This is a genomic window from Sinomonas flava, from assembly GCF_039531875.1.
Taxonomy (GTDB): Bacteria; Actinomycetota; Actinomycetes; order Actinomycetales; family Micrococcaceae; genus Sinomonas; species Sinomonas flava.
Genome location: NZ_BAAAQW010000005.1, coordinates 1 through 21911, shown reverse-complemented (window position 1 = coordinate 21911; position 21911 = coordinate 1). Strand labels below are relative to the sequence as shown.

Here is a 21911-nt window from a genome sequence, read left to right as displayed (position 1 = left end):
GGGTTCTCCTTCTGACGGGAATCGTACGGCGGACGACGCCGCACGGCTGGCTTCTGGCGCCTGGCGTCGCCTAAGTGCCGAAGGCTGCGGTGACGGCCGGGGCGACGTCGCGGAAGTCCCGGACGAGGTGCAGTGTCCCGCGGCCGGCAAGTGCGAGCTCGCGCCCCAGATCGACGTCCTTCTCGCCACTGGCATCGAGGAGGATGTCGAGGCGCGGCAGCTTCGCGGCGAACGTCCTCGGATCGGGACCCGCATTGTGGACGCAGTCGGACAGCATGACCACCCGCGCATCGCGCACTGGGGCCCGCGCGAGCTGCTTGGCGGCCAGCTCGAGGGGGAACGCGACGTTCGTGAGCCCCTGGGCCGGCAGATGCATGATGGCGTCGAGCAGCTCCATGGGCCTGACCGGTTCGCCGAGGTTCAGCAGGATCGCGGCGTCGGACCAGAAGGCGATCACCGCGAGGTCATCGTGCTGGAGCTCTCCTGCCAGCGCCCCGACGGCGGCGGCAGCCGTGGCCACCCGCTCGCCCTTCATCGATCCCGAGACGTCGACGGCGAGCACGACGGACCGCTTCGTGCGGACGCGGTCGCGCACCACGATGTCCTCGTCCTCGGGCACGGGTCGTTCGGCGAGCATCTCGAGGGTCCTGTCCAGGTCGATGTCGTCCGAGCCGCCCCGATAGGGGAGGCTGCCGAGGTCTCCGATCCCGCGCCGGCTCGTGGCGTCCCGCTTGGGCCTGCGCACCGCGAGCCGCGACGCGATCTGCCGGGCGCGGGCGCGGACCAGCGGGTCGACCGCCCTCGTGGTCTCGGGCGCGACGAGGGACGCCGGCTCGTCCGTGAACCCCGTCGCGGTGGTCCCGGGCAGCGGTTTCGCGTGCGATGGGCGTCGACCCTCCCCCGCTGTCAGGGAGGCTCCGCCTCCTGCTCCACCGGTCGCATCGAACACTCTGGGCTCCTCGTCCAGCTGCTTGGGCTTGCGCCTCAACGGCTTCCCCGCGCGCTCCCGCTTCTCGCCGCTCTCCCGACGGAGAGGCGAGTCCGCGGGGACGCTCCTTCAACCCGGCTTGGCCGCAGACGGCTCGAGGATGAACCGGTCCTCCCAGATCTCCCTCAGCACCCGTTCGGGCGTTGTCTCGATGGCCTCGTCGAGGTGGATGCGGCCTGAGAGCGCCACGATCATGGCGTCGAACACGAGGCCCGCGTACTTCTCGTGGTCCGGAGCGGCCACCCTGCGGAGGCCGGCGAGCTTCATGCCGACGAGGACGAGGTCGATCGCGCCCCGCACGCTGGAGCCCTGCCGCACGTCGGGGTGGCTGCGGGTCGCCCGGGTGACCGCGACGGCGTCGACCGTCAGCTGCTCCCCCAGCGCGCCGCCGGCACCCGTGCGGAGAGCGACGATGCGCTCCTCGCTGGGTGCGTCCTGGTAGTCGACGGCAAGGCGGTTGAGCCGGTCGTGCACGCTGGTCGAGAGGCGAGTGGTGCCGACGTTGTCGTAGGGGTTCATCGATGCGATGACGCGGAAGGTCGGCTTCGCCCTGATGCGCCCCACGCGCGGCACCGCGATGGAACGGTCGGCCATGGCGGTGAGGAGCGTGTTGAGCGTGTCCTCGGGGGCGCGGTTGAACTCCTCGATGTAGAGGAAGCCTCCCTCGCGCATCGCCTCGACGAGCGGACCTCCCACGAAGTTCTCGGCGCTGTAGTCCTCCTTGAGCACGCGGGCCGGGTTGTGGTGGCCCACGAGCTTCGCGGGGGTGAGGTCGGCATTGCCCTCGACGAAGAGCAGGGGGATTCCCCACTCTTGGGTGATGGCGGTGAGGATCGTCGTCTTGCTCGTGCCCGGCGGCCCCTCCAGCAGGATGTCCCGGCCCGCCGCGACGGCCGCGAGGGTGAGCTCAAGCTCGCGCTCGCGGCCGACGAGGTGGGAGGCGATGCGCTCGAGGTTGGCCATGAGCGCATCCACCGGGGCATCCGCGCGGGTGGCGTCGGCTGCCTTCTCTTCAATCACTTCGGGCTTCCTCGTGCTGGTCGGTCGGTCGCTGAGGCGCTACTTGACGGCTGCGCCGGCATCGACCGGGAGGGGCACGCCCGTGATGTACCTGGATTCGTCCGAGGCCAGGAAGAGCACCGCGTTGGAGATGTCCACGGCCTCGACCCAGGGGACCGGGAGCGCGTTCATCTGAACGGCCGCGGCGGCGAAGTCATCCTTCGTCGGATTCTCGAGGTCTGGTCGGAACAGCTTGAAGATGGTGTCGTTCATGACCATGTCGGTCGCCACCGTCGTCGGGTGGACGCTGTTGACGCGGATCATGTCGGGCGCGAGCTCGAGGGCGAGCGTCCTCATGAGGCCCACGAGCCCGTGCTTCGCCGAGACGTAGTGGGAGATGTTCTCGTAGGCGAACAGGCCGGCATCGGAGCTCGTGATGATGATCGAGCCGCCTCCTGCGGCCCGCAGGTGCGGGATGGCAGCCTTGCAGGCGCGCCACACTCCCGACAGGTTGATGTCGATCATCGTCATCCAGTCCTTCTCGGGGATCTCCTCCGCCCTGTTCGGCGTGCCCGAGATCCCCGCGTTGGCGGCGACGATGTCGAGGCGTCCGAGCTCGGCGACGCCGGCGTCCACCGCGGACTTCACGGCGTCATAGTCCCGTACGTCGGCCTTCGTCGCGATGATCCGCCGGTCGAGCGCCTCCACCTGGCGGACCGTCTCGTCGAGGTCTTCTTGGGTGGCCGGCGGGATCTTGTTGGTCTCGACCGCCTCGCAGACGTCGATGCCGATGATGTCCGCGCCCTCCTGGGCCAGACGGATCGCGTGGCTGCGGCCCTGGCCTCGAGCCGCGCCGGTGATGAAGGCAACCTTGCCGTCAAGACGTCCCATGGTGTGTTCCTTTCAGATGCGGTGGTGATGGTGGCGGTCCTACTTGAGGGTGTAGCCGGCGTCGACCTTGAGCTCGGTGCCGGTGACGTACCGCGCCTCGTCGGATGCGAGGAACAGCACGGCGTTGGAGATGTCCACGGGCTCGACCCAGGGCACGGGAAGCGCGTTCGTCGACTCGAAGATCGGCGCGGCCTGCTCCTGGGTGGGGTGCTCGACGTCGGGCATGAAGAGCCTGAACGTGGCCTCGTTGAGGATCATGTCCGTGGCCACGCCGGTCGGGTGGACCGTATTGACCCGGATGCGGTGGGGTGCGAGCTCCAGCGCGAGCGTGCGCATGATGCCCACGACGGCGTGCTTGCTCGCCGTGTACGCCGCGACGTTCGGTGTGCCCTTGAGCCCCGCGGTCGAGCTCGTCAGGACGATCGAGCCGCCGGTTCCCTGATCGATGAGGTGGGGGATCACGGCCTTGGCCGTATGCCACACGCCGGTCTGGTTGATGTCGGTGACGAGCTGCCACTCGTCCTCGGACACCGCATGGGTCTGGTCGCCGAAGGCGAAGATGCCTGCATTGGCCGAGACGATGTCCACATGGCCCAGTTCTGCCACGCCCTCGTCGAGCGCGGACCTGAGGCCGTTGAAGTCCCGGACATCCGCCTTCCTCGCCACGATGCGGCGGTCGAGGGCCTCGACCTGCTTCACGGTCTCGGCGAGGTCCTCGTCCGTTGCGCCCTCGTAGTACCGGTCCATGCCCGGCAGCGGCTCGCAGATGTCGACTGCGATGATGTCGGCGCCTTCCTCAGCCAGACGGAGCGCGTGGCTCCGGCCCTGGCCGCGCGCCGCTCCGGTGATGAACGCGACCTTGCCTTCAACCCGTCCCATTCGGTGCTCCTCTCGATCGGTGTGGCGTTCTCCGTGCTGGCCAGTGTTCAGTACTGGGTATTGCCTGCGTCCACCGTCATGGCGAGCGCGGTGACGTACCGCGCCTCGTCGCTGGCGAGGAACAGGACGGCGTTGGACTGGTCGACGGGTTCGGTCACGTCGATCGGCAGCGAATTGGTCAGCATGCCCACGAGTCGTGGATGGGCCTCGAGCAGGGGTGGGTAGAGGCTCGCCATCTCCCCCATCGGCGTCGCAACACCGGTCGGGTGGAGCGAGTTGACCCGGATGCTGTGCTCGGCCAGTTCGTGCGCGAGGGCCCTCGCGAGCCCCGTGACGCCGTGCTTCGCTGCAACGTAGGGAGCCAGGAACGGAAGGCCCTTGAGTCCCGCCGCCGAGCTCGTGAAGATCATCGACCCGCCGCCGGCCTCGATGAGGTGTGGGGCGGTCAGCTGCGCCGTGTTCCAGATGCCGGTGAGGTTCGTGCTGACCGTGTCGTTCCAGACCTCGGGGGTGACCTTGTCCCACTCCGCGATGATGCAGATGCCTGCGTTGGCCACGACGATGTCGAGCTTCCCCATCTCCGCCACGCCGGTGTCGATCGCGGCCTTCAGCGCGTCGCGGTCCCGCACGTCCGCCTTGGTGGCCACGATGCGGCGGTCCAGCGCCTCGACCTGCCGCACCGTCTCTGCGAGATCCTCCTCGGTGGCCGGCGAGTACTGCAGGTTCGGCACGGGTCCGCACAGGTCGACTGCGATGATGTCCGCGCCTTCCTCAGCCAGGCGGACGGCATGGCTGCGCCCCTGCCCGCGCGCCGCACCGGTGATGAAGGCGATCTTGCCTTCGACTCTCCCTGCCATGGTTCTTCTCTCCTTCGGTGGGTGGTTGACACGGACGCCGCGACGGCGTGCTACTTGACGGGGTTCGGGTTGTAGCCGGGCTGGAGGAGGTGGCCGGCGTCGACCGGGATCGAGACCCCGGTGACCGACGACGCGAGGTCCGAGTTGAGGTACAGCCCGGTGTCCGCGATGCGCTGGGGCGAGAGGAAGCCGTTGCCCTTGAGCGCGTGGAACGAATAGCCGGCCTCGAGCATGTCCGCCTCGGTTCCCTCGCCTGCCGGCTTGCCGCTCATCATGTCCCAGGCGCCCTGCCAGCTGGTCATGGGTGTGAGGATGGCGCCCGGGTGGATCGCGTTGACCCGGATGCCGTGCTTGGCATATTCGAGGGCAAGCGTCTTCATGACGCCGACAGCCCCGAACTTCGCGGCACAGTAGTGCACGTAGTTCTCGCCCGGCTCGAGTCCGTTGATCGAGGACGTGATGACGATGGACCCGCCCCCGTTCTCCATCATGTGCGGCAGGACGGCCTTGGCGGACTTCCAGATGCCTGTGAGGTTGACGGCGATCATGTCGTCCCACATCTCGTCGGTCATCTCGTGGGCGGGCGAGAGGGAGAAGATCCCGGCGTTCGCGATGAGGATGTCGATCTTGCCGAATTCCGCGATGCCCTGCTGGACCGCCCGGTCCAGGTCCGCCTGCTTGCGGACGTCTCCGTTGACGGCGATGATCCGCCGATCGAGGGCTTCGACCTGCTTGACGGTCTCGTCGAAGTCGGCCTGCTGGGCCATCGGGTACTGCACCGTCCCGATCTGCTCGAGGGTGTCGATGATGATGATGTCCGCGCCTTCACGGGCGCTGGTCACGGCGTGCGCCCGGCCCTGGCCCCGGGAGCCACCGGTGATGAGGGCAACCTTGCCGTCGAGGAGTCCCATGGCATGTCCTTCCGTCGTTGGTTTCTGGGTGCGCTGGAGCACGGCGCGTCCCGTCCTCCGACGGTGCGCCTTGGGTGGGAGCGGTGTGCGGTTAGGGGGTGAAGCCGGCGAGGGGATCCTCGGCGCAGGCACTGACCGGTGGCGCCGCGAGGTCCTCCCGGCGTGACAGCGTGAGGGGGACCTTGGTGAAGCCGGGCCGCGGACGCGGCGGGGCGACCCGGTGCGAGTGGTCAGCCGAGGGCCTGGGTGCGCGCGCGCCGTCGTCCGTCATGCTCAGGAGCTGCTCGCCGTGTCCCTGGACGCACTCGGGATCAGGCCCGTCGAGCGGCAGCCCGGTGAAGAACTTCGCGGCCATGCAGCCGCCCTTGCAGGTGTCGAAGAACTGGCAGGAGGCGCATGCTCCCCCGGACTGAGGCTGGCGCAGCCGGGTGAACAGCTCCGACCCGCGCCAGACGCCCTGGAACCCGCCGCGCTCGCGCACGCTGCCGGCCAGGAACTGCTCATGGATCGCGAAGGGACACGCGTAGACGTCGCCGACCGGATCGATGAGGCACACTACGCGGCCCGCGCCGCACAGGTTGAGCCCCGGCAGCGCCTGGCCGTAGGCCGACAGATGGAAGAAGGAGTCTCCCGTCAGGACGTCCTCACCGCGGGCGACCAGCCAGTCGTAGAGCTCACGCTGCTGCTCCGGCCTCGGATGCAGGTCATCCCAAGAGTCGGCTCCCCGCCCCGAGGGCCGCAGCCGGGTGAGGCGGAGCTGGGCCCCGTAGCGGTCGGCGATCTCCTTGAACGCGTCCAGCTGGGGGATGTTGTAGCGGGTGCAGACGACCGAGAGCTTGAAGTTCTGCGCTCCCGCATCGCGGAGGTTCCGGAGCGCGCGCAGCGCGGTGTCATACGACCCGGGTCCGCGGACGTGGTCGTTGACCTCGGCCGTGGCCCCGTCGAGCGAGATCTGCACGTCGAGGTAGTCGTTGCCAGCCACCTTCCGCGCGATTTCCGGGGTGATCTTCACACCGTTGGTGGAGAACTTCACACCCACATGGTGGTTCGTGGCGTAGTCGACGATCTCCCAGAAGTCGCTGCGGACCGTCGGCTCGCCTCCGCCGATGTTGACGTAGAAGACCTGCATCCGCTCGAGCTCGTCGATCACCGCCTTGCACTCCTCGGTCGTCAGCTCGCGCGGATCGCGGCGCCCCGAGCTCGAGAGGCAGTGCACGCACGAGAGATTGCATGCGTACGTGAGCTCCCAGGTCAGGCAGATCGGCGAGGTGAGGCCGCGCTCGAAGTGGTCGCTGAGACGGGTGGCCCGGGGAGGCGCCGCCCTGTACGGGGTTTCGGCAATCAGAGTCATGGCGCCCCTTCGACGATCATGGACGACTGGACGAGGGTTCCGAGTGCGCTGGCGAAGCGGGGAAGCTCCGCATCCGCGACGCCGGACTCCCGGCAGGCCGCGAGCGCCGTGGGTTCCTCGCCGAGCCGCTGCACGACGTCGAGCAGCCGGGGGTCCTTGAGGAACGAGAGCTTGCGGATTCCGAAGTGGTAGAGGAGTGCGCCGAACGGCTCGGGGCGAACCGAGACCTGTGGGTGCAGGCGCCATGCGCGCTCCAGGTCGATGCCTGCGGTGGCGGGACTAGTAGACACCGCACATGCCGTCGATCGACACCTCTTCGACGAGGGTATCGGCTTCGACGACGGCATCTGGCTCGACGGCGGCTTCGTCAGCGGCGCTTGTGCTGGTGGGGTTGTCCATGCGGGCGTCTCCTTGCATGTGGAGGGTGGCTGTTTCAGGGAGAACCGGTGTGATGTGACTCACCATAGGGTGGCACTGAGTGCCAAGGCAAGGGGGTGTGGTAAAAACTGTCCTCATGGCAGCCTCGACGCCGTCCCGTCCCAACGGGCTCCGGGCCACATCGGTCGCCGATCTCAGCCACATCGGCCTGCAGCTCTTCTTCGAGCGCGGCTTCGACGAGACGACCGTGGACGACATCGCCGAGGCCGCGCGCATCGGCCGCCGGACCTTCTTCCGCTACTTCCCCTCGAAGAACGACCTGCCGTGGGGTGAATTCGACATCCTCATCGACCGGATGCGGAATGACCTCTCCGCGGTGCCCGCGGAGATCCCCATGGTCGCGGCCCTGCGCACGGCAATCCTAGACTTCAACCGGTATCCGCAGGAGGAGCTCGACTACCACCGCAAGCGGATGCAGCTCCTCCTCAACGTCCCGAGCCTCGTGGCCCATTCGACCCTGCGGTACGCGTCGTGGCGTGCCGTCGTCGCAGAGTTCGCCGGACGCCGCCTGGGGCTCCCCGAGACGGACCTCGGGCCGCAGGTCGTGGCGTGGGCCTGCCTCGCGGCCTGCCTCGCGGCGTACGAGCAATGGCTGCGCCTTCCCGAGAAGAGCCTTCTGGAGCTCCTGGACAGCGCGATGACGCAGCTGGAGGACGTGTTCGGGGCGCGCGAGCCGTGACGGGTCCCGATGTCATCGTCGTCGGTGCCGGCTCGAGCGGGTGCGTCGTGGCCGCGCGGCTTTCCGAGGACGAATCGTGCAGCGTGCTGCTCCTCGAAGCAGGTCAGATCCCTCAGCATGTGGAGGACTTCCCGGCCGCCCTGCTCGATGGCGGAACGGTCCAAGGCGCTGCGCCGCACCAGCCGATCAACTGGACCTTTCCCGCTGCCCTGACACCTGAACGCCCCTACGAGACCGTGCGCGGGCGAATTCTCGGCGGGTCGTCGACGATCAACGGCGGCTACTTCATCCGCCCGAGAGTCACCGACTTCGAACGCTGGGCGATCGACGGCGGCCCCGAGTGGTCGTACAGGCGAACCCTTCCCGCGCTCATCGCCGCGGAGGCCGACGCCGAGTACGGCCGTACGCCTGTCCACGGCGACATAGGCCCGGTCCCCGTGCACCGCGCCCCCCTTGCCGGATGGGCAGGCGAGGCGTTCGAGGCAGCCGCGGCGAAGCTCGGGTTCCCGCCGGAACCGGACAAGAACGACCAATGCCCTCCCGGCTTCGGACCGGTTCCCACGAACGTCAGCCGCGGGATCCGCCACAACGCCGGCATGACCCACCTGCTTCCAGCCCTCCATCGGCCCAATCTCTCCGCGCGCGGCGGAGCCACTGCCACCCGGCTGCTGTTCGCTGGCGGTCGCGCCGTCGGCGTCGAGTACCGGTCTCAGGGCCGCAGCCATCGGGCGTACGCCGACAGGATCGTGCTGTGCGCAGGGGCGATCGGCTCCGCGCACCTGCTGATGCTCTCCGGCGTCGGGCCTGCCGAGGAGCTGAGCCGGGCAGGTGTCCCCGTGCTCGTGGACTCACCCACAGTCGGCAGCTCCTTCAGCGACCATCCCCAGCTGGTGGTCGAATGGAGTCCCCGCCATCAGCAGCCCGCAGCACCCGGGCAGTGGATGGGCGGCTGCCTGCACACCGACGACCTCGAGGTGATCGGCACCGTCAAGCCCATGCGAGCCCTGCTTGATCCAGCGAGAGCGGCAGAGCGGGCACCGCTGGCGCTCATGACCTCGGTCCAGCGGCCGAGGAACACCGGGCGGCTGCGGCTGGCCTCCGCCGACGCGGATGTCCCGCCGTTCGTGGAGTACGGCTACCTCCGCACCGAGCGCGACCGTCGGGATCTGCGCGACGCGGCCCGGCTGTGCGCCGAGCTCCTCGGCTCAGCGCCGTGGCGGGCCGCCCGCGCCGCCGGCATCGGGATCCCAGACACGGCGGTCCGAGACGACCGAGCCCTCGATTCCTGGATCGCCGCGCACCTCGGCACGTCGCTGCACACGTGCGGGACGGTCCCCTTCGGCGGAGCCGGCTCGGCGGTCGACGGCGCTGGCGCCGTCCGCGGCGTCGAGGGTCTCACGGTCGCGGACACGTCGATCCTGCCGACCGCTCCGAGACGGGGGCCGGCGGTCGCGGCGCTGCTTGTCGGGGAGGTCATTGCCGCGCGGCTACGCACGGCGCCCGACCCGCCGCGCGCCGTCGTGCGCTAGACCCCATCGACTGCTCCGCAAGTGTCCGTTTCAGGGCTCATAACGACACTTGCGGAGCAGTCGATGGGTGGGCGGGACGTCAGGCGCGCGCCGGGGCGTCCTCCCCGATCATCCGCGCGGCCTCGAGCAGCACGCCGGCGGCGACCTCGAGCCCCTCGATCCGACCGAGGGAGACGTCCTCGTGCTCGATGTTGACCATCATCTCCGGGTCCACGTCGCGGAGAGCGCGCAGGAACTCGGCCCAGTACGCGGCGTCGTGCCCGCGGCCCAGCGCCACGAAGTCCCACGCCGAGTCCTTGGGCCACTCGTTGGCCCACTCGTCACCACCGAGGTTGGTGCGGGGCTCGTCCGGGGAGAGCCGGCGGAAGCGGTTGTCGAGGACGCCGTACAGGCGAGCGTTCTCGGGGTTGACGCGCACATCCTTCGCGGCGGCGTGGAACACGAGCGGGCCGAGCTCGCGGACCACCGCGACCGGGTCCATCTGCTGCCAGAACAGGTGCGACGCGTCCAGCTCCACTCCCACGTGCGTCGCGCCGGTCAGCTCCACGAGCCTGTACACATCCGCCGTGTTGAACACGATGTTCTGCGGGTGGAGCTCGAGGGCCACCTTGACGCCGTGGTCCGCGGCGAACCGGTCGGTCTCGCGCCAGAAGTCCGCGGCGATCCCCCACTGGTAGTCCAGCACGTCCAGGGCGGCGGAGTTCCAGGCGTTCACGACCCAGTTCGTCACGGTCGCTCCGGGCTCGCCGCCGGGCAGGCCGGACATGGTCACCAGCCGGGTCTGGCCGAGCCGTTCCGCGAGGCGGATGGAGCGGCGGATGTCCTCCGCGTGCTTCTGGCCGATCTCGGCCTTGGGGTGCAGCGGGTTGCCGTTGCAGTTCAGGCCCGCGATGCCCACGCCCGTGCCCTCGAAGATCCCGAGGTAGTCGTCGCGGGCGGCGTCGCTGACGAGGATCTCATCGAAGGTGGGGACATGCACGGCGGGCAGGAAGCCGCCGGTGTTGATCTCGATCCCGGTCAGACCCAGGTCGGCGATGACCTTGAGGGCCTCGGGCAGGGAACGGTCATGCAGGATCGCGTTGTAGACGCCGAGCTCCATGATGTCGGTTCCTTTCGGGGGGTCAGCGCACGACGGCGGCGGTCGGCTTCGGGGCGGATCCCACCTCGACGCGGCGGCCGGCATCCGCGGCGGAGGCGGCGACGGCGTCGAGGATCTCCATGTTCCGCACGCCCTCGTCGAAGGACGCGCAGCGCGGGAGGGACTCGGCCTCGGACAGGCCGGCGACCTCCTCGAGGAACGCGCGCGCCTGGTAGCCGAAGGCGTCGTTCTGGCCGAAGCCCACGCTCGGGGCGTCCATGGCCAGCCCGCCCGCGATGTACGGGTGGTCGGGGCCGAGGATGACCTGGCGGTAGCCATTCTGGGCGTCGGGACCCTCGTGGAGGAACAGGCCGATCTCGGCCGGGCGACGCTGGTCGAAGACGGCCGCGCCGTTCTCGCAGAACACCTCGAACATGAGCGAGTTCGCATGCCCTGCGGCGACACGGGAGACCGAGAGCGAGCCGATGCACGAGGCGAACTCGGCCGAGAAGGAGGCGACGTCGTCGTTCTCCACGCGCTCGAAGCGATCCGAGACGGCCGCGTGGTCGTGGCCCATGACCGCGCCGAGGGGCAGGGGGCGCTGCGCGATCGCGGTGGAGAGCTGGCCGCCCGAGACCGACTGGATGTCGCCGCAGAGGAACTCGCCCACGTAGGCAAGGTGGCTGCCGACGTCCGCGAGCGCGCCCGAGCCGGGGCCGCCCTTGTAGCGCCAGCTCATCGGGGCCTCGGGGCTGCAGCCGTAGTCGGTCCAGTAGCGGCCGGAGAAGTGCAGCGGGCGGCCGAGCGTGCCGTCCTGAATGAGCTGGCGGATCGCGGCGATGCCGGGCGTGCGGCGGAACGTGAAGCCGATGCGGCCCAGGACGCCGCGCTCCTCGGCGGCGCGGGCGGCGTCGGCCATCGCTCGGGCGTCCACGAGCGAGTCGGAGAGCGGCTTCTCGCAGAGGACGTGCTTGCCGGCGGCGAGGAGGCCCTCGACGACCTCGCGGTGCAGCGAGTTGGCGATGACGACCGAGACGACGTCGATGTCGTCCGCCTCGGCGATGGCCTGCCAGCTCGGGTCGTGGCGGGCGTAGCCGAAGCGGGTCGCGGCGGCCTGGCCGAACTCGGCGTTGACGTCGCCGATGGAGACGAGGCGGATCTCCGGCAGGGTGGGGCGGTAGAGGGTGCTCGCGGTGCGGTATGCGGCGGCGTGGGCCTTGCCGGCCATGCCTGCGCCGATGACGGCGACGCCGAGGGGCTTGCTCATGTTTCTCTCCTTCGAGGGGTCCGGCGTCGCCGGGAATTGTCCTAATTTTGGAGCGCTCCAAGACAGGGTAGAGGCGGCGACTTTGTCCTGTCAATAGAGAGCGCGGCGGGGCGTTTCCCAGCGCGTGCCCGGCAGCGGCGGGTGCCATGATGGACCCGTGCCAGCCGATGCGAGCCCCCGTCCGACGATCTACGACGTCGCGCAGCGGGCCGGCGTGTCGAAGTCGCTCGTCTCGCTCGTGCTGCGCGGATCCCCGCACGTGAGCGAGGCGCGGCGGGAGGCCGTCGAGGCCGCCATCGAAGAGCTGGGCTACCGTCCGTCGCGGGCCGCCGCAGCCCTCGCCAGCCAGCGCACGCGCACGGTCGGGGTGCTCATCGATGACTTCCACAACCCTTGGTTCGTCGAGCTCCTCGCGGGGCTGCGCTCCGTCCTCGACCCTGCGGGGTACACCGCGAGCGTCGCCGATCTGCAGCTCGACGCGGCTTCGGGCCGCAATCCCGTGGACGGCTTCCTCGCCCAGCACGTCGACGCGCTCGTCGTCGCCGCCGAGCCCGCGCCCGGCGCACTCGACGGCGTGGGCGCGCCGATCGTCGTCGCCGGCACCCGCGAACTGGGCGGCGCGCAGGACGCCGATATCGTGGCCGGCGACGACGAGCTGGGCGCGCGTCTCGCAACTGAGCACCTCATCGGTTTGGGGCACCGGCGCATCGGCCACCTGACCGGCCGCAGCGGGCCCGGCGCGCATCGGCGACGGGGATACGAGGCCGCGATGGCGGCGGCCGGCCTCGCGCCCGCCGTGACAGGCGAGGACGGCGGGACCTCCGAGGAGGACGGCTATGCCGCTGCGTGCGACCTGCTCGACGGGACCGCGGGCGTGACGGCGATCGTCGCAGGCAACGACGTCATGGCGGTCGGGGCGCTGGCGGCGCTTCGCGAACGCGGCCTGTCGGTGCCGGCCGAGGTATCGCTTGTCGGTCACGACGACTCGCCTCTCGCCGCCTACCGGTACCTCCAGCTCACGAGCGTGGACGGACACTCACGAGAGGTCGGCGCCGCCGCCGCCCGGGCCCTGCTCTCCCGGCTGGACCACCCTGACGCTCCCCCGCACCGCGAGCTCCTGGCGCCCGAGCTCGTGGTCCGCGCCTCGACGGCCCCAGCGGCTTCCGTCTGAAGGTTTTCTCCTGAAGGTCCCCTCCTGAAGGTCATCTTCTAAGGGTCATCTTCTGAGGGTCACGTCCTGAGGGACATCTTCTGAGCGGCGCCCGAAACTGCACGTCTCGGGGACGGACGACGCCCCCAGTGGCCGCTTCCGGCCGTGGCTTGTGCAGTTCCTGACATCTGCAGCGCCCGGTTGCGGACGCGCTCCGCGCCCATGATTCCGGCGCCGATCACGCCGACTCTGATGCTCATGCGATCCCTCCGACGGGATTAGTGGAACGTTCAAAGGTAACGTTGCACCATCTCAGACGCTCCGACTTTGTCCTGTCAAGGTGCGCTCGTCACCCGCATACCAGCGCACGACGGCGGCGCGGCGGGCTGGGTGCCGCGCCGCGCCGTCGTGCGCGCGTCCCCACACCCCCATCGACTGCTCCAGAAGTGTCGGTCTGAGGCTCGAAAACGACACTTGCGGAGCAGTCGATGAAAGGGAAGGGGTCAGGGGCGGGTCGAGAGGTCCCGCTCGGAGGAGGGCGCCTCCGCCGTGACCGCGGCGGCTTCGGCCTTGACCTCCTTGAGCGCCTGGGTGTGGCCGCCGAGCTGTTCGAGCTCGTGGGCGAGCTCTGCGAGCTCGGCGCCGCCGGCCATCTGGGCGGTGAGCTCCTCGAGAGTGATGTCCTTCTTGTCGTAGTAGCCGATCGAGCGGCCGCGCTTCAGGAGCAGGAACCGGTCCCCGACGGGGTAGGCGTGGTGCGGGTTGTGGGTGATGAAGATGACTCCGAGGCCCCGATCGCGGGCCTGGAGGATGTACCGCAGGACCACCCCGGACTGCTTCACGCCCAAGGCGGCGGTGGGCTCGTCCAGAATCAGGACCTTGGCCCCGAAGTACACGGCCCTGGCGATCGCCACGCACTGGCGCTCGCCGCCGGAGAGCTGGCCGATGGGCTGCTCGACATCGCGCAGGTCGATGCCCATCTGCGCCAATTCCTTCTTGGTGATCTCCTTCATCCGGTTCACGTCCATGCGCCGGAACGGGCCGACGCCGGTGGTCAGCTCGGAGCCGAGGAAGAAGTTCCGCCAGATCGGCATGAGCGAGACCACCGCTAGGTCCTGGTACACGGCGGCGATTCCGGCATCCAGGGCCTCGCGTGGGCTGGAGAGCTTCCGCTCCTCGCCCATGATGGTGAAGGTGCCCTCGTCGTGCTGGTGGAGCCCGGCGATGATCTTGATCAGGGTCGACTTCCCCGCCCCGTTGTCGCCCAGGACGCAGGTCACCCGGCCGTTGTCCACGGCCATCGTCACGTCCCGCAGGGCAATGACGTTCCCGTAGTGCTTGCCCACAGAGTCCAGGTGCAGCAGGTGCACCGGCCGGTCGGTCAGCGGGTCGCTCTCGCCCGCGAGGAGGTCCTTGTTGCTGATGTGCTGGGCTGCCTTGTGCTGTGCCATGGTGGCCACTCCGTCCTACTTCAGTTCCGCGCGGCGCTTGACGATGAGGTTCACGATCGTGGCCAGCAGGAGCATCAGGCCAAGGAAGAACTTGAACCAGTCCGGGTTCCACTGCGCGTACACGATGCCCTTGTTGGCCATGCCGAAGATGAACGCGCCGATCGCCCCGCCCACGGCCGAGCCGTACCCGCCGGTGAGCAGGCAGCCACCGATGACCGCGGCGATGATGTAGAGGAACTCGTTGCCCACGCCCTCCCCGGACTGCACGGCGTCGAACGCGAAGAGGTTGTGCATGCCCAGCAGCCACCCGCAGAACCCCACGCCCATGAACAGGCCGATCTTGGTCGCCGTGACGGGGACGCCGACGGCGCGTGCCGCGTTGGCGTCGCCGCCGGAGGCGAAGATCCAGTTCCCCACCCGGGTCCGCAGGAGGACCCAGGAGGCGATGAGGACCAGGACGACCCAGTAGAAGACCGTGATCTTCAGATCCACCCCGGCGATGGAGACCGAGGAGGCGAAGATCGCCTTGGCCGCCGAGAACCCGTCCATCGCCCCGATCGACGGCGAGGACACGGCCCCGCCGATCGCCCGGGTCAGGGCGAGGTTCAGGCCCGTGAGCATGAGGAACGTGGCGAGGGTGACGATGAAGGACGGCAGCTTGGTCTTGACGAGGATCCAGCCGTTCACGAACCCGATGCCGAGGGAGACGACGAGGGCGAGCAGGACGCCGACCCACACGTTAACGCCGAAGTTCCAGGAGAACAGCGAGGCGGTCAGGGCCGACGAGATCACGGCGACGCCGGCGGAGAGGTCGAACTCGCCGCCGATCATCAGCAGCGACACCCCGACGGCCATGATCCCGATGGTCGAGGACCCGTACAGCACGGTGGCGAAGGCGTTTGGCTGGAGGAAGGTGCTCGAGACGAACGAGAAGAAGATGAACAGGACGACGGCGCCCACGAGGGCCCCGACCTCGGGACGCCCGAGGAGCTTCTGGAACGGGCTGCGGCGCCCGATCCGCTCGTCCGCAAGCGGCGCTGGCGCCGACGGCAGGGTTGCTGTTGCCATGGGGATGCTCCTTGGTGGTCGGGCCGCGCGGCGCACTTCTGGACGATGCGCGCCGCGCAGCCCGCGATCCGGTGTTAGCGGACGCCCTGCTGGGCGAACTTGACGACGTCGGCAGCGTTGGACTTGTCGACGATGGTCGGACCGGTCAGGACGGGCTGGCCGCCGCCGATCTTGAAGCCGCCGCGCTTGTTCTGCCAGAGCGCGTCGACGGACATGTACCCCTGGAGCCACGGCTGCTGGTCGATGGTGAAGATGACCGTCCCGTCGGCGATCTTCTGCGCGAGCTCGGCGTTGAGGTCGAAGCTGGCAACCTTGGCGGAGCTGCTGGCGTCCGTGACGGACTTGAGCAGGGTCAGGGTGATCGGGGCGCCGAGGCCGATGATGACGTCGGCGTCCTTGGTGGCCTGGAGCTTGGCGGTCGCGGTGGACTGCACCGAGGTCATGTCCTGGCCGTTGACGTAGAGGATCTCCGTGCCGGGGACCTTGGCCTTGACGCCCGCGCAGCGGTTCTCGAGGCCGACGTGGCCCTGCTGCTGGATGACGCAGATCGGGTGCTTGTACCCATCGGACGCGAGGCGCGTGCCGACTGTCTCGCCGGCGAGCTTCTCGTTGGAGCCGAAGTGGGTGAACGCCCCGAGCTTCGCGGAGACGTCCTCGCCCGCGTTGAGGCTCACCACGGGGATGCCGGCGTCCGTCGCCTTCTTCACGACGTCCTTGAGTGCATCGGGCGTTGCGAGGGTAACGGCGATGCCGTCGACCTTCGAGTCGATCGCCTGCTGGACGAGCTGGGCCTGGCGCCCCGCCTCGGGGTCGTTGAGGTACTGCAGGTCCACGTTGTCCTTCGACGCCGCCTCCTCGGCGCCCTTGCGGACGATGTCCCAGAACGTGTCGCCCGCTGCTGCGTGCGTGACGAGCGCGACCTTGATCCTGGGCGTCGAGGCAGCCTGGCCGCCGCCGCTGCCGCCGCCGGTGTCACCGGCCTTGCCGCCGGCCGAGCAGGCCGAGAGGGCGAGCGCGGGCACGGCGAGCGCCACAACAGCTGCGCGGCGCCACGAAAACTTGGTCACGGAAATCTCCTTTGATCTCGGCCTGGCCGGCGGCTGCGCCGGCCCCTGAGGCTCTTGCGTCGATCTTGGGTGACATACATCACCGCTGTCAACAGTTTGTCCACACATACTTACTAATTTTTGGAGCCCTCCGAAGCATCGATGATGGTTTGTCACCTCCTGCAGACAAGCGCCGGCCGACCATCCTTCCGCCGGAATTCCCGGAGGAATGGGGTTGCGACTGCTAGGATGAGCGTGGAGAATTTGTCCTATCAAATAAACAAAGCGGTTCGGGGACACAGGACCCGTCACCTCGACCCAAGGAGGGGTCATGGCAGCCAGCCTCAACATCCCGATCGACCGCTCGTCCCCCATTCCCCTGTACCACCAGGTGGTCCAGGGCATCGAGGCGATGATCCGCAGCGGCACTCTGGAGCCCGGCTCGAGGCTCGAGAACGAGATCGAGCTCGCGGCGCAGCTCAACCTCTCGCGCCCGACCATGCGCAAGGCGATGGACGAGCTGGTCCGCGCCGGCCTGCTCGTGCGCAAGCGCGGCGTGGGCACCCAGGTCGTCGCGAGCCAGGTGCGCCGGCACCTCGAGCTCTCGAGCCTCTTCGACGACCTCTCGCGCGGCGGCAAGCAGCCCACCACGAAGGTGCTCGCGTTCCGTCACGGCCCCGCCGAGCGGGACATCGCCGAGACGCTGCAGCTGCCGCCCGACGTCGGCGTCTACCACTTCACGCGCCTGCGCTCGGTCGGCGAGAAGCCGTTGGCCCTCATGGAGAACTGGGTGCGCGACGACGTCGCCGAGCTCACCGAGGAAGGCCTGCGCCAGAGCGGCATGTACCAGATCCTGCGCGACGCGGGGGTGAACTTCCGCCTCGCGAACCAGCGCATCGGCGCCACCGTCGCCGACGAGTACCAGGCCGAGCTCCTCGAGACCGCGCCCGGCTCGGCGCTCGTGACGATGGAGCGCACCGCCGTGGACGACACCGGGCGCAACGTCGAGACCGGCCGGCACGTCTACCGGGCGGACTCGTACAGCTTCGAGATGACGCTGGTCCAGCGCTGAGGCAGCGCCCGAGCAGCACCTGACGAAAGGAATCACATGGCAGAGTGGGTCTACCCCCTCGGAACGGCCAAGGACGGCGACTGGCAGGTCTCCCTCGGCGGGCACGACAGCTCCACGGCCGTGGACGGCTGGGAGCACACGGGCCTCAAGGTGGCCGAGCTCGCGCCCGGCGCCTCGGTCTCCCTCGAGGCCACTGGCGAGGAGCGGATCGTCGTGCCTCTCGCCGGCGCATTCGAGGTGACGGTCGACGGCGTCGTCCACTCCCTGCGCGGCCGCACCTCGGTCTTCGCCGGGCCGAGCGACGTGCTCTACACCGGGATCGGGAGGTCGGTGGAGATCTCGAGCGCCCGGGGCGGCCGCGTCGCCGTCGCGCTCGCCCCCGCGAAGGCGGAGTACCCGACCCGGCTCGTGCGCGCCGAGGAGACCCCGGTCGAGCTGCGTGGCGCGGGGAACTGCTCGCGCCAGGTGCACAACTTCGGCACGCCCGCCGCGCTCGAGGCCGACCGCTTCATCGTGTGCGAGGTCATCACGCCGGCCGGCAACTGGTCCTCGTACCCCCCGCACAAGCACGACGAGGAGAAGGACGGGGAGACGTTCCTCGAGGAGATCTACTACTTCGAGACGCGTCTGGCCCCGGGCTCGCCCACGGGTTCCGAAGCTGCCGCGGGCCAGGATCCGGTGGGATACGCGCGCGTGTACGCCTCCGACGAGCGGCCGATCGAAGTCAACGCCGAGGTGCGCACGGGCGACGTCGTGCTGGTCCCCTACGGGTGGCACGGCCCGGCCATGGCGGCCCCCGGCTACGACCTCTACTATCTCAACGTGATGGCTGGCCCGGGCCGGGTGCGCGAGTGGCTCATCAGCGACGACCCCCACCACGGCTGGATCCGCTCCACGTGGGACGCCCAGCAGGTCGACGCCCGCCTCCCCTTCACCGCCTGAGCCACCGCCCACCCTGTTTCGGGTACGCCATTTTCGCCCCAAGGACGTTTCGGGTACAGCTCTTCCCGCCCCACACGCTTCTCAGGTACGACGGCGGGTGGCCGGCCCCGGCGCGCGCGGCCGCGCGCCGTCGTGCGCATTTCTACGGGGTGACCTCGCGCGCACACGGGGTGACCTCGCGCGCACACGGGGTGACCTCGCGCGGGCACGGGGTGACCTCGCGCGGGCACGGGGTGACCTCGGCGGGCCGGGGACGGCGAAGGGCCCAGTCCCGGTGAGCAGGTCACCGGGCCTGGGCCCTTCGGGATCCGGTCATCTCCCATCGAGCGTCCGGAAGCTGCGTCAGCGGGAGGCCTTCGCGACCCGGTCCTGCATGGTGCGCAGCTGGTAGCGGGACACCTCGTCGGCGTTCTCGTTCTCTGCGAAGACGCTCGAGACCATGACGGTGTCCTCCCGGTCGAGGAAGCCGATCTCGCCCAGGCCGCCGAAGAACTCATCCCAATTGACGTCGCCGTCGCCGATCTTGAGGTGCTGGTGCACCCGCACATCGTTGCCGGGCGGGTTGGTGATGTACCGCAGTCCGTGCGAGGCATGGTGGTTCATCGTGTCGGAAACGTGGACCACGCGGAGGCGCTCCCCGGCCGCTCGCATGATCTGGAGCGGTTCGTCCTTCATGTGGAAGGTGTGCGAGGCCACGTAGACCATCCCGATGCTGGGCGAGTTGATGCCGCGGATCACGCGCAGGGCTGCGAGGCCCTCCTCGACGAAGTCGTCGGGGTGCGGATCGATCGCCACGTGGACGCCCTCGCGCTCGAAGACGGGCACGAGTTCCTCCATGGACTTGTAGAAGGCCGCCTCGGACTCCTCCGGCTTCTCGGGGCGGCCCGAGAACTCGGTGTTCATCTGGGTGCAGCCCAGGTCCACGGTGATCTGGACGGCGCGCTTCCAATACCGCACCGCGGCCTCGCGCATCGTCTCGTCGGGGCCGGACCACCGCAGTACGGGCAGGACCGAGGCGACCTCGACCTCCGCGTCGGCGCAGGCCTTGCGGAACTGCCGGACGAGCTCGTCATCGGCCTTGGGGTGCGTGAAGAACGGGATGAAGTCCCGGTGCGGAGTCATCTGGAGGTACTTGTAGCCCAGCTCCGCGGCGAGGGCGGGGAACTCGAGCAGCGAATGCGTGGAGTGGAACGGGGTGGGATCGAGCGCGAACTTCACTTCGCCGCCTCCGCGGCTGCGCCGGCACGGTACAGCTCCGGCTTCTCGTTGAGCACGACGGCGACCTTCTCGCCGCTCTTCTGCGCCTCGACGCCTGCCTCGCAGCAGGCAGCGGTGGCGTAGCCGTCCCAGGCCGAGGGGCCGCCGATCCCGCCACGCAGCGCCGCATCGACCCACGCCTGGACCTCGACGTCGTAGGCGGCGCCGAAGCGGGCCTCGAAGCCAGGCGTGACCTCGCCGCCCCAGCGGCCGGCGCGCTGGACGTACGGCCCGCTGTCGCCGCCGATGGTGACGATGCCGTCCTCGAACGCGGCCTCGGTGAGCACCTGGTAGCCGAACTGGGCGTTGACGAAGATCTCGACGTCGACGAGGACGCCCGAGGTGGTCTCGATGAGGACGTGCTGCGGGTCGTGCTGGCCGCTCGGCGCCTTCGAGGACGCTTTGCCCAGGCGCACCTGGACGGAGGTGATCTCCTCGCCGGTCAGGTAGCGGATGACGTCGAACTCGTGCACGACCGAGTCATTGATGAGCATCTCGTTGGTGAAGCCGGCCGGCGTGTCCGGGTTGCGGTGGCGGCAGTGGAGCATGAGGAGCTCGCCGAGGTCCCCCGAGCGGACCATGCCGCCGAGCTCGCGGTAGCCCTCGTCGAAGCGGCGCATGAAGCCGACCTGGATGCGCTGGTGGCCCAGCTTCTGCTCGGCCTCCACGATCTTCCAGGCCGAGGCGGCGTCCGGCGTGAGCGGCTTCTCGCACAGGATCGGGATGTCCCGCTCGAGGGCCTCGAGGAGGGCGACTTCGTGGAGGAAGCCGGGGGTGGCGATGAGGACGGCGTTCACGTCTCCCGACTCGTACGCCTCCGCGGCGGACGCGTAGGCCTTCGCCCCGGGGATGTGGGCCACCGCGGCGTTGGCGCGCTCGAGGTCGATGTCGACCACGGCGGCCACGTCGGCCCCGTGGATGCGCGTGTGGAGGCGCTGGATGTGGTCAGCGCCCATACGGCCGGCGCCGATGACGGCGACGCGCAGGTTCTCAGCCATGGGAATGTGCCTTTCTTGGTCTGTGTCCGTGGGACCGGCAGGTCAGGAGACGCGGGTGCGGGACCCGCACGAGAGGAGGTAGTTGCGGGTGCGCTTGGCGATCGGGAGCGGGACGTCGAACGCGACCGGGTACATATCCTGCTCGACGATGCCGAAGATCGGACGGTCGAGCTTCTCGACCTCCTCGAGGACCTCGCGCAGGTCCGGCAGGCCGCCGGGCGGCTCGGTCATCACGCCGGCAGCGTTGGCCGCCGCGAACGTCAGGTTCTCGGCCCGCACCCGCTCCATGACGCCAGGGTCGACCTGCTTGAGGTGCAGGTAGCCGATGCGCTCGGGATACCTGCGGACCAGGTCCACGCTGCTTGCACCGCCGTACTCCGCGTGCCCAGTGTCGAGGCAGAGGTTCAGGAGCGCGGGGTCGGTGTTCTTCAGGAGGGTCTCGATGTCCTCCTGCGTGAGCACATGCGAGTCGGCGTGGGAGTGGAACTGCTGCGCCAGGCCGAACTGCTCGTGCAGGCGGCGGCCCAGCTCGTTGTGGCCGTTGAAGAGCGAGTCCCACTGCTCGGAGGACAGGTCCTGGTTCTCGACCGCCTCGCCGGTGACGTCGTCGCGCCACATGGCGGGGATGACGACGATGTGCTCGCCGCCCATGGCCGCCGTCAGCTCGGCCACGCGCCGGGCCGGCTCCCAGGCCTCCTCGAATGCTGCGTCCCCCGGCCGCCCGCCTCGGTGGAACGCGGTGAAAACGGTCCCGGCAGAGACCTGCAGGTCGCGGGACTTGAGTTCGTCGGCGAGCCGAGACGGGTCCGTCGGCAGGTAGCCGTAGGGGCCCAGCTCGATCCACTTGTAGCCGGCCTCGGCCACCTCGTCGAGGAAGCGCTCCCACGGGGTCTGCTTCGGGTCGTCGGCGAACCAGACGCCCCACGAGTCGGGGGCCGTCCCGATGAGGATCTTGTTCTCGATGTCAGTCATGGTGCTCCTTCGTGGTCGGGCCGAGCCGGTGGTTGAGCGGAGTCGAAACCACTTACGGGTTTCGACTCCGCTGCGCTCCGCTCAACCA

22 protein-coding genes are annotated in these 21911 nt (G+C 69.3%); 5 read left to right on the top strand and 17 right to left on the bottom strand.

The annotated features are described in order from the left end of the window. Positions 1–70: 70 nt before the first annotated feature. The 9 genes from ABD298_RS08665 to mftA all read right to left on the bottom strand — a co-directional run bounded on the left by ABD298_RS08665 (position 71) and on the right by mftA (position 7275). Positions 71–949, bottom strand: a complete 879-nt coding sequence (locus tag ABD298_RS08665; RefSeq protein ID WP_344299287.1) for a vWA domain-containing protein — start codon at positions 947–949, stop codon at positions 71–73. Positions 950–1057: 108 nt separating this feature from the next. Continuing rightward, the gene (locus tag ABD298_RS08660; protein WP_344299286.1) at positions 1058–2008 is read right to left on the bottom strand and encodes an AAA family ATPase; all 951 of its coding nucleotides are present in this window, start codon (positions 2006–2008) and stop codon (positions 1058–1060) included. 39 nt (positions 2009–2047) lie between these two features. Next, the gene (locus tag ABD298_RS08655; RefSeq protein WP_344299285.1) at positions 2048–2878 is read right to left on the bottom strand and encodes a mycofactocin-coupled SDR family oxidoreductase; all 831 of its coding nucleotides are present in this window, start codon (positions 2876–2878) and stop codon (positions 2048–2050) included. A gap of 39 nt (positions 2879–2917) precedes the next feature. Beyond that, the gene (locus tag ABD298_RS08650; RefSeq protein ID WP_344299283.1) at positions 2918–3757 is read right to left on the bottom strand and encodes a mycofactocin-coupled SDR family oxidoreductase; all 840 of its coding nucleotides are present in this window, start codon (positions 3755–3757) and stop codon (positions 2918–2920) included. A 47-nt stretch (positions 3758–3804) separates the two neighbouring features. Next, positions 3805–4614: a mycofactocin-coupled SDR family oxidoreductase gene (locus ABD298_RS08645; protein WP_344299282.1), complete on the bottom strand. Its 810-nt coding sequence runs from the start codon at positions 4612–4614 to the stop codon at positions 3805–3807. Between the two features lie 50 nt (positions 4615–4664). Further along, entirely contained in the window at positions 4665–5525 is an 861-nt protein-coding gene (locus tag ABD298_RS08640; protein ID WP_344299281.1) for a mycofactocin-coupled SDR family oxidoreductase, read from the bottom strand. A gap of 91 nt (positions 5526–5616) precedes the next feature. After that, positions 5617–6876: a mycofactocin radical SAM maturase gene (gene mftC / locus ABD298_RS08635; RefSeq protein ID WP_344299280.1), complete on the bottom strand. Its 1260-nt coding sequence runs from the start codon at positions 6874–6876 to the stop codon at positions 5617–5619. Next, positions 6873–7166: a mycofactocin biosynthesis chaperone MftB gene (mftB, locus tag ABD298_RS08630; RefSeq protein ID WP_344299279.1), complete on the bottom strand. Its 294-nt coding sequence runs from the start codon at positions 7164–7166 to the stop codon at positions 6873–6875. Before mftB ends, mftC begins: the two co-directional genes overlap by 4 nt. Continuing rightward, entirely contained in the window at positions 7156–7275 is a 120-nt protein-coding gene (gene mftA, locus ABD298_RS08625; protein WP_344299278.1) for a mycofactocin precursor MftA, read from the bottom strand. The genes mftB and mftA overlap by 11 nt, the downstream gene beginning before the upstream one ends. 115 nt (positions 7276–7390) lie before the next feature. On the opposite strand from mftA, the gene mftR reads away from it, so the two are divergent. Next, a complete protein-coding gene (mftR, locus tag ABD298_RS08620; protein WP_344299277.1) occupies positions 7391–7993 on the top strand; it encodes a mycofactocin system transcriptional regulator in 603 nt (200 codons plus the stop codon). Continuing rightward, on the top strand, positions 7990–9522 hold the full coding sequence (gene mftG, locus ABD298_RS08615; RefSeq protein WP_344299275.1) for a mycofactocin dehydrogenase MftG: 1533 nt from the start codon (positions 7990–7992) through the stop codon (positions 9520–9522). The genes mftR and mftG overlap by 4 nt, the downstream gene beginning before the upstream one ends. A 79-nt stretch (positions 9523–9601) precedes the next feature. On the opposite strand, the gene ABD298_RS08610 is transcribed toward mftG, so the two are convergent. Both ABD298_RS08610 and ABD298_RS08605 read right to left on the bottom strand, forming a co-directional pair. Continuing rightward, positions 9602–10621 carry a sugar phosphate isomerase/epimerase family protein gene (locus ABD298_RS08610; RefSeq protein ID WP_344299274.1) on the bottom strand — a complete coding sequence of 340 codons (1020 nt, stop codon included), beginning with the start codon at positions 10619–10621 and terminating at the stop codon, positions 9602–9604. A 22-nt stretch (positions 10622–10643) separates the two neighbouring features. Continuing rightward, positions 10644–11867, bottom strand: coding sequence for a Gfo/Idh/MocA family oxidoreductase (locus tag ABD298_RS08605; protein WP_344299273.1), 1224 nt, complete (start codon positions 11865–11867; stop codon positions 10644–10646). A gap of 157 nt (positions 11868–12024) precedes the next feature. On the opposite strand from ABD298_RS08605, the gene ABD298_RS08600 reads away from it, so the two are divergent. Beyond that, entirely contained in the window at positions 12025–13038 is a 1014-nt protein-coding gene (locus ABD298_RS08600; protein ID WP_344299272.1) for a LacI family DNA-binding transcriptional regulator, read from the top strand. A gap of 482 nt (positions 13039–13520) precedes the next feature. Here ABD298_RS08600 and ABD298_RS08595 read toward each other — a convergent pair whose 3' ends face one another. From ABD298_RS08595 to ABD298_RS08585, 3 genes are all read right to left on the bottom strand, one after another. Beyond that, positions 13521–14468 (bottom strand): ATP-binding cassette domain-containing protein, encoded by a 948-nt coding sequence (locus ABD298_RS08595; RefSeq protein ID WP_344299270.1) that lies wholly within the window; start codon positions 14466–14468, stop codon positions 13521–13523. Positions 14469–14483: 15 nt separating this feature from the next. Next, positions 14484–15536 (bottom strand): ABC transporter permease, encoded by a 1053-nt coding sequence (locus ABD298_RS08590; protein WP_344299269.1) that lies wholly within the window; start codon positions 15534–15536, stop codon positions 14484–14486. 74 nt (positions 15537–15610) lie between these two features. Continuing rightward, positions 15611–16603, bottom strand: coding sequence for a substrate-binding domain-containing protein (locus tag ABD298_RS08585; protein WP_344299268.1), 993 nt, complete (start codon positions 16601–16603; stop codon positions 15611–15613). A 310-nt stretch (positions 16604–16913) separates the two neighbouring features. On the opposite strand from ABD298_RS08585, the gene ABD298_RS08580 reads away from it, so the two are divergent. Together ABD298_RS08580 and iolB are read left to right on the top strand one after the other, a co-directional pair. Further along, a complete protein-coding gene (locus ABD298_RS08580; RefSeq protein WP_208711779.1) occupies positions 16914–17654 on the top strand; it encodes a GntR family transcriptional regulator in 741 nt (246 codons plus the stop codon). A gap of 36 nt (positions 17655–17690) precedes the next feature. Beyond that, positions 17691–18596: a 5-deoxy-glucuronate isomerase gene (gene iolB, locus ABD298_RS08575; RefSeq protein ID WP_344299267.1), complete on the top strand. Its 906-nt coding sequence runs from the start codon at positions 17691–17693 to the stop codon at positions 18594–18596. A gap of 342 nt (positions 18597–18938) precedes the next feature. On the opposite strand, the gene ABD298_RS08570 is transcribed toward iolB, so the two are convergent. From ABD298_RS08570 to ABD298_RS08560, 3 genes are read right to left on the bottom strand one after another with little or no spacing between them, the layout of a single operon-like run. Continuing rightward, entirely contained in the window at positions 18939–19814 is an 876-nt protein-coding gene (locus ABD298_RS08570) for a sugar phosphate isomerase/epimerase family protein (protein WP_344299266.1), read from the bottom strand. Next, positions 19811–20851 (bottom strand): Gfo/Idh/MocA family protein, encoded by a 1041-nt coding sequence (locus ABD298_RS08565; RefSeq protein WP_344299265.1) that lies wholly within the window; start codon positions 20849–20851, stop codon positions 19811–19813. Before ABD298_RS08565 ends, ABD298_RS08570 begins: the two co-directional genes overlap by 4 nt. Positions 20852–20893: 42 nt before the next feature. After that, positions 20894–21823 (bottom strand): sugar phosphate isomerase/epimerase family protein, encoded by a 930-nt coding sequence (locus ABD298_RS08560; protein WP_344299264.1) that lies wholly within the window; start codon positions 21821–21823, stop codon positions 20894–20896. Positions 21824–21911: the final 88 nt, after the last annotated feature.

What these genes read in the sequence shown, in the direction of transcription:
- ABD298_RS08655 (WP_344299285.1), bottom strand. Translation starts at nt 2,878, where the DNA reads ATGGGACGTCTTGACGGCAAGGTTGCCTTCATCACCGGCGCGGCTCGA.
- ABD298_RS08650 (WP_344299283.1), bottom strand. Translation starts at nt 3,757, where the DNA reads ATGGGACGGGTTGAAGGCAAGGTCGCGTTCATCACCGGAGCGGCGCGC.
- ABD298_RS08645 (WP_344299282.1), bottom strand. Translation starts at nt 4,614, where the DNA reads ATGGCAGGGAGAGTCGAAGGCAAGATCGCCTTCATCACCGGTGCGGCG.
- ABD298_RS08640 (WP_344299281.1), bottom strand. Translation starts at nt 5,525, where the DNA reads ATGGGACTCCTCGACGGCAAGGTTGCCCTCATCACCGGTGGCTCCCGG.
- mftC (WP_344299280.1), bottom strand. Translation starts at nt 6,876, where the DNA reads ATGACTCTGATTGCCGAAACCCCGTACAGGGCGGCGCCTCCCCGGGCC.
- mftA (WP_344299278.1), bottom strand. Translation starts at nt 7,275, where the DNA reads ATGGACAACCCCACCAGCACAAGCGCCGCTGACGAAGCCGCCGTCGAG.
- mftR (WP_344299277.1), top strand. Translation starts at nt 7,391, where the DNA reads ATGGCAGCCTCGACGCCGTCCCGTCCCAACGGGCTCCGGGCCACATCG.
- ABD298_RS08610 (WP_344299274.1), bottom strand. Translation starts at nt 10,621, where the DNA reads ATGGAGCTCGGCGTCTACAACGCGATCCTGCATGACCGTTCCCTGCCC.
- ABD298_RS08605 (WP_344299273.1), bottom strand. Translation starts at nt 11,867, where the DNA reads ATGAGCAAGCCCCTCGGCGTCGCCGTCATCGGCGCAGGCATGGCCGGC.
- ABD298_RS08595 (WP_344299270.1), bottom strand. Translation starts at nt 14,468, where the DNA reads ATGGCACAGCACAAGGCAGCCCAGCACATCAGCAACAAGGACCTCCTC.
- ABD298_RS08590 (WP_344299269.1), bottom strand. Translation starts at nt 15,536, where the DNA reads ATGGCAACAGCAACCCTGCCGTCGGCGCCAGCGCCGCTTGCGGACGAG.
- ABD298_RS08580 (WP_208711779.1), top strand. Translation starts at nt 16,914, where the DNA reads ATGGCAGCCAGCCTCAACATCCCGATCGACCGCTCGTCCCCCATTCCC.
- iolB (WP_344299267.1), top strand. Translation starts at nt 17,691, where the DNA reads ATGGCAGAGTGGGTCTACCCCCTCGGAACGGCCAAGGACGGCGACTGG.
- ABD298_RS08565 (WP_344299265.1), bottom strand. Translation starts at nt 20,851, where the DNA reads ATGGCTGAGAACCTGCGCGTCGCCGTCATCGGCGCCGGCCGTATGGGC.
- ABD298_RS08560 (WP_344299264.1), bottom strand. Translation starts at nt 21,823, where the DNA reads ATGACTGACATCGAGAACAAGATCCTCATCGGGACGGCCCCCGACTCG.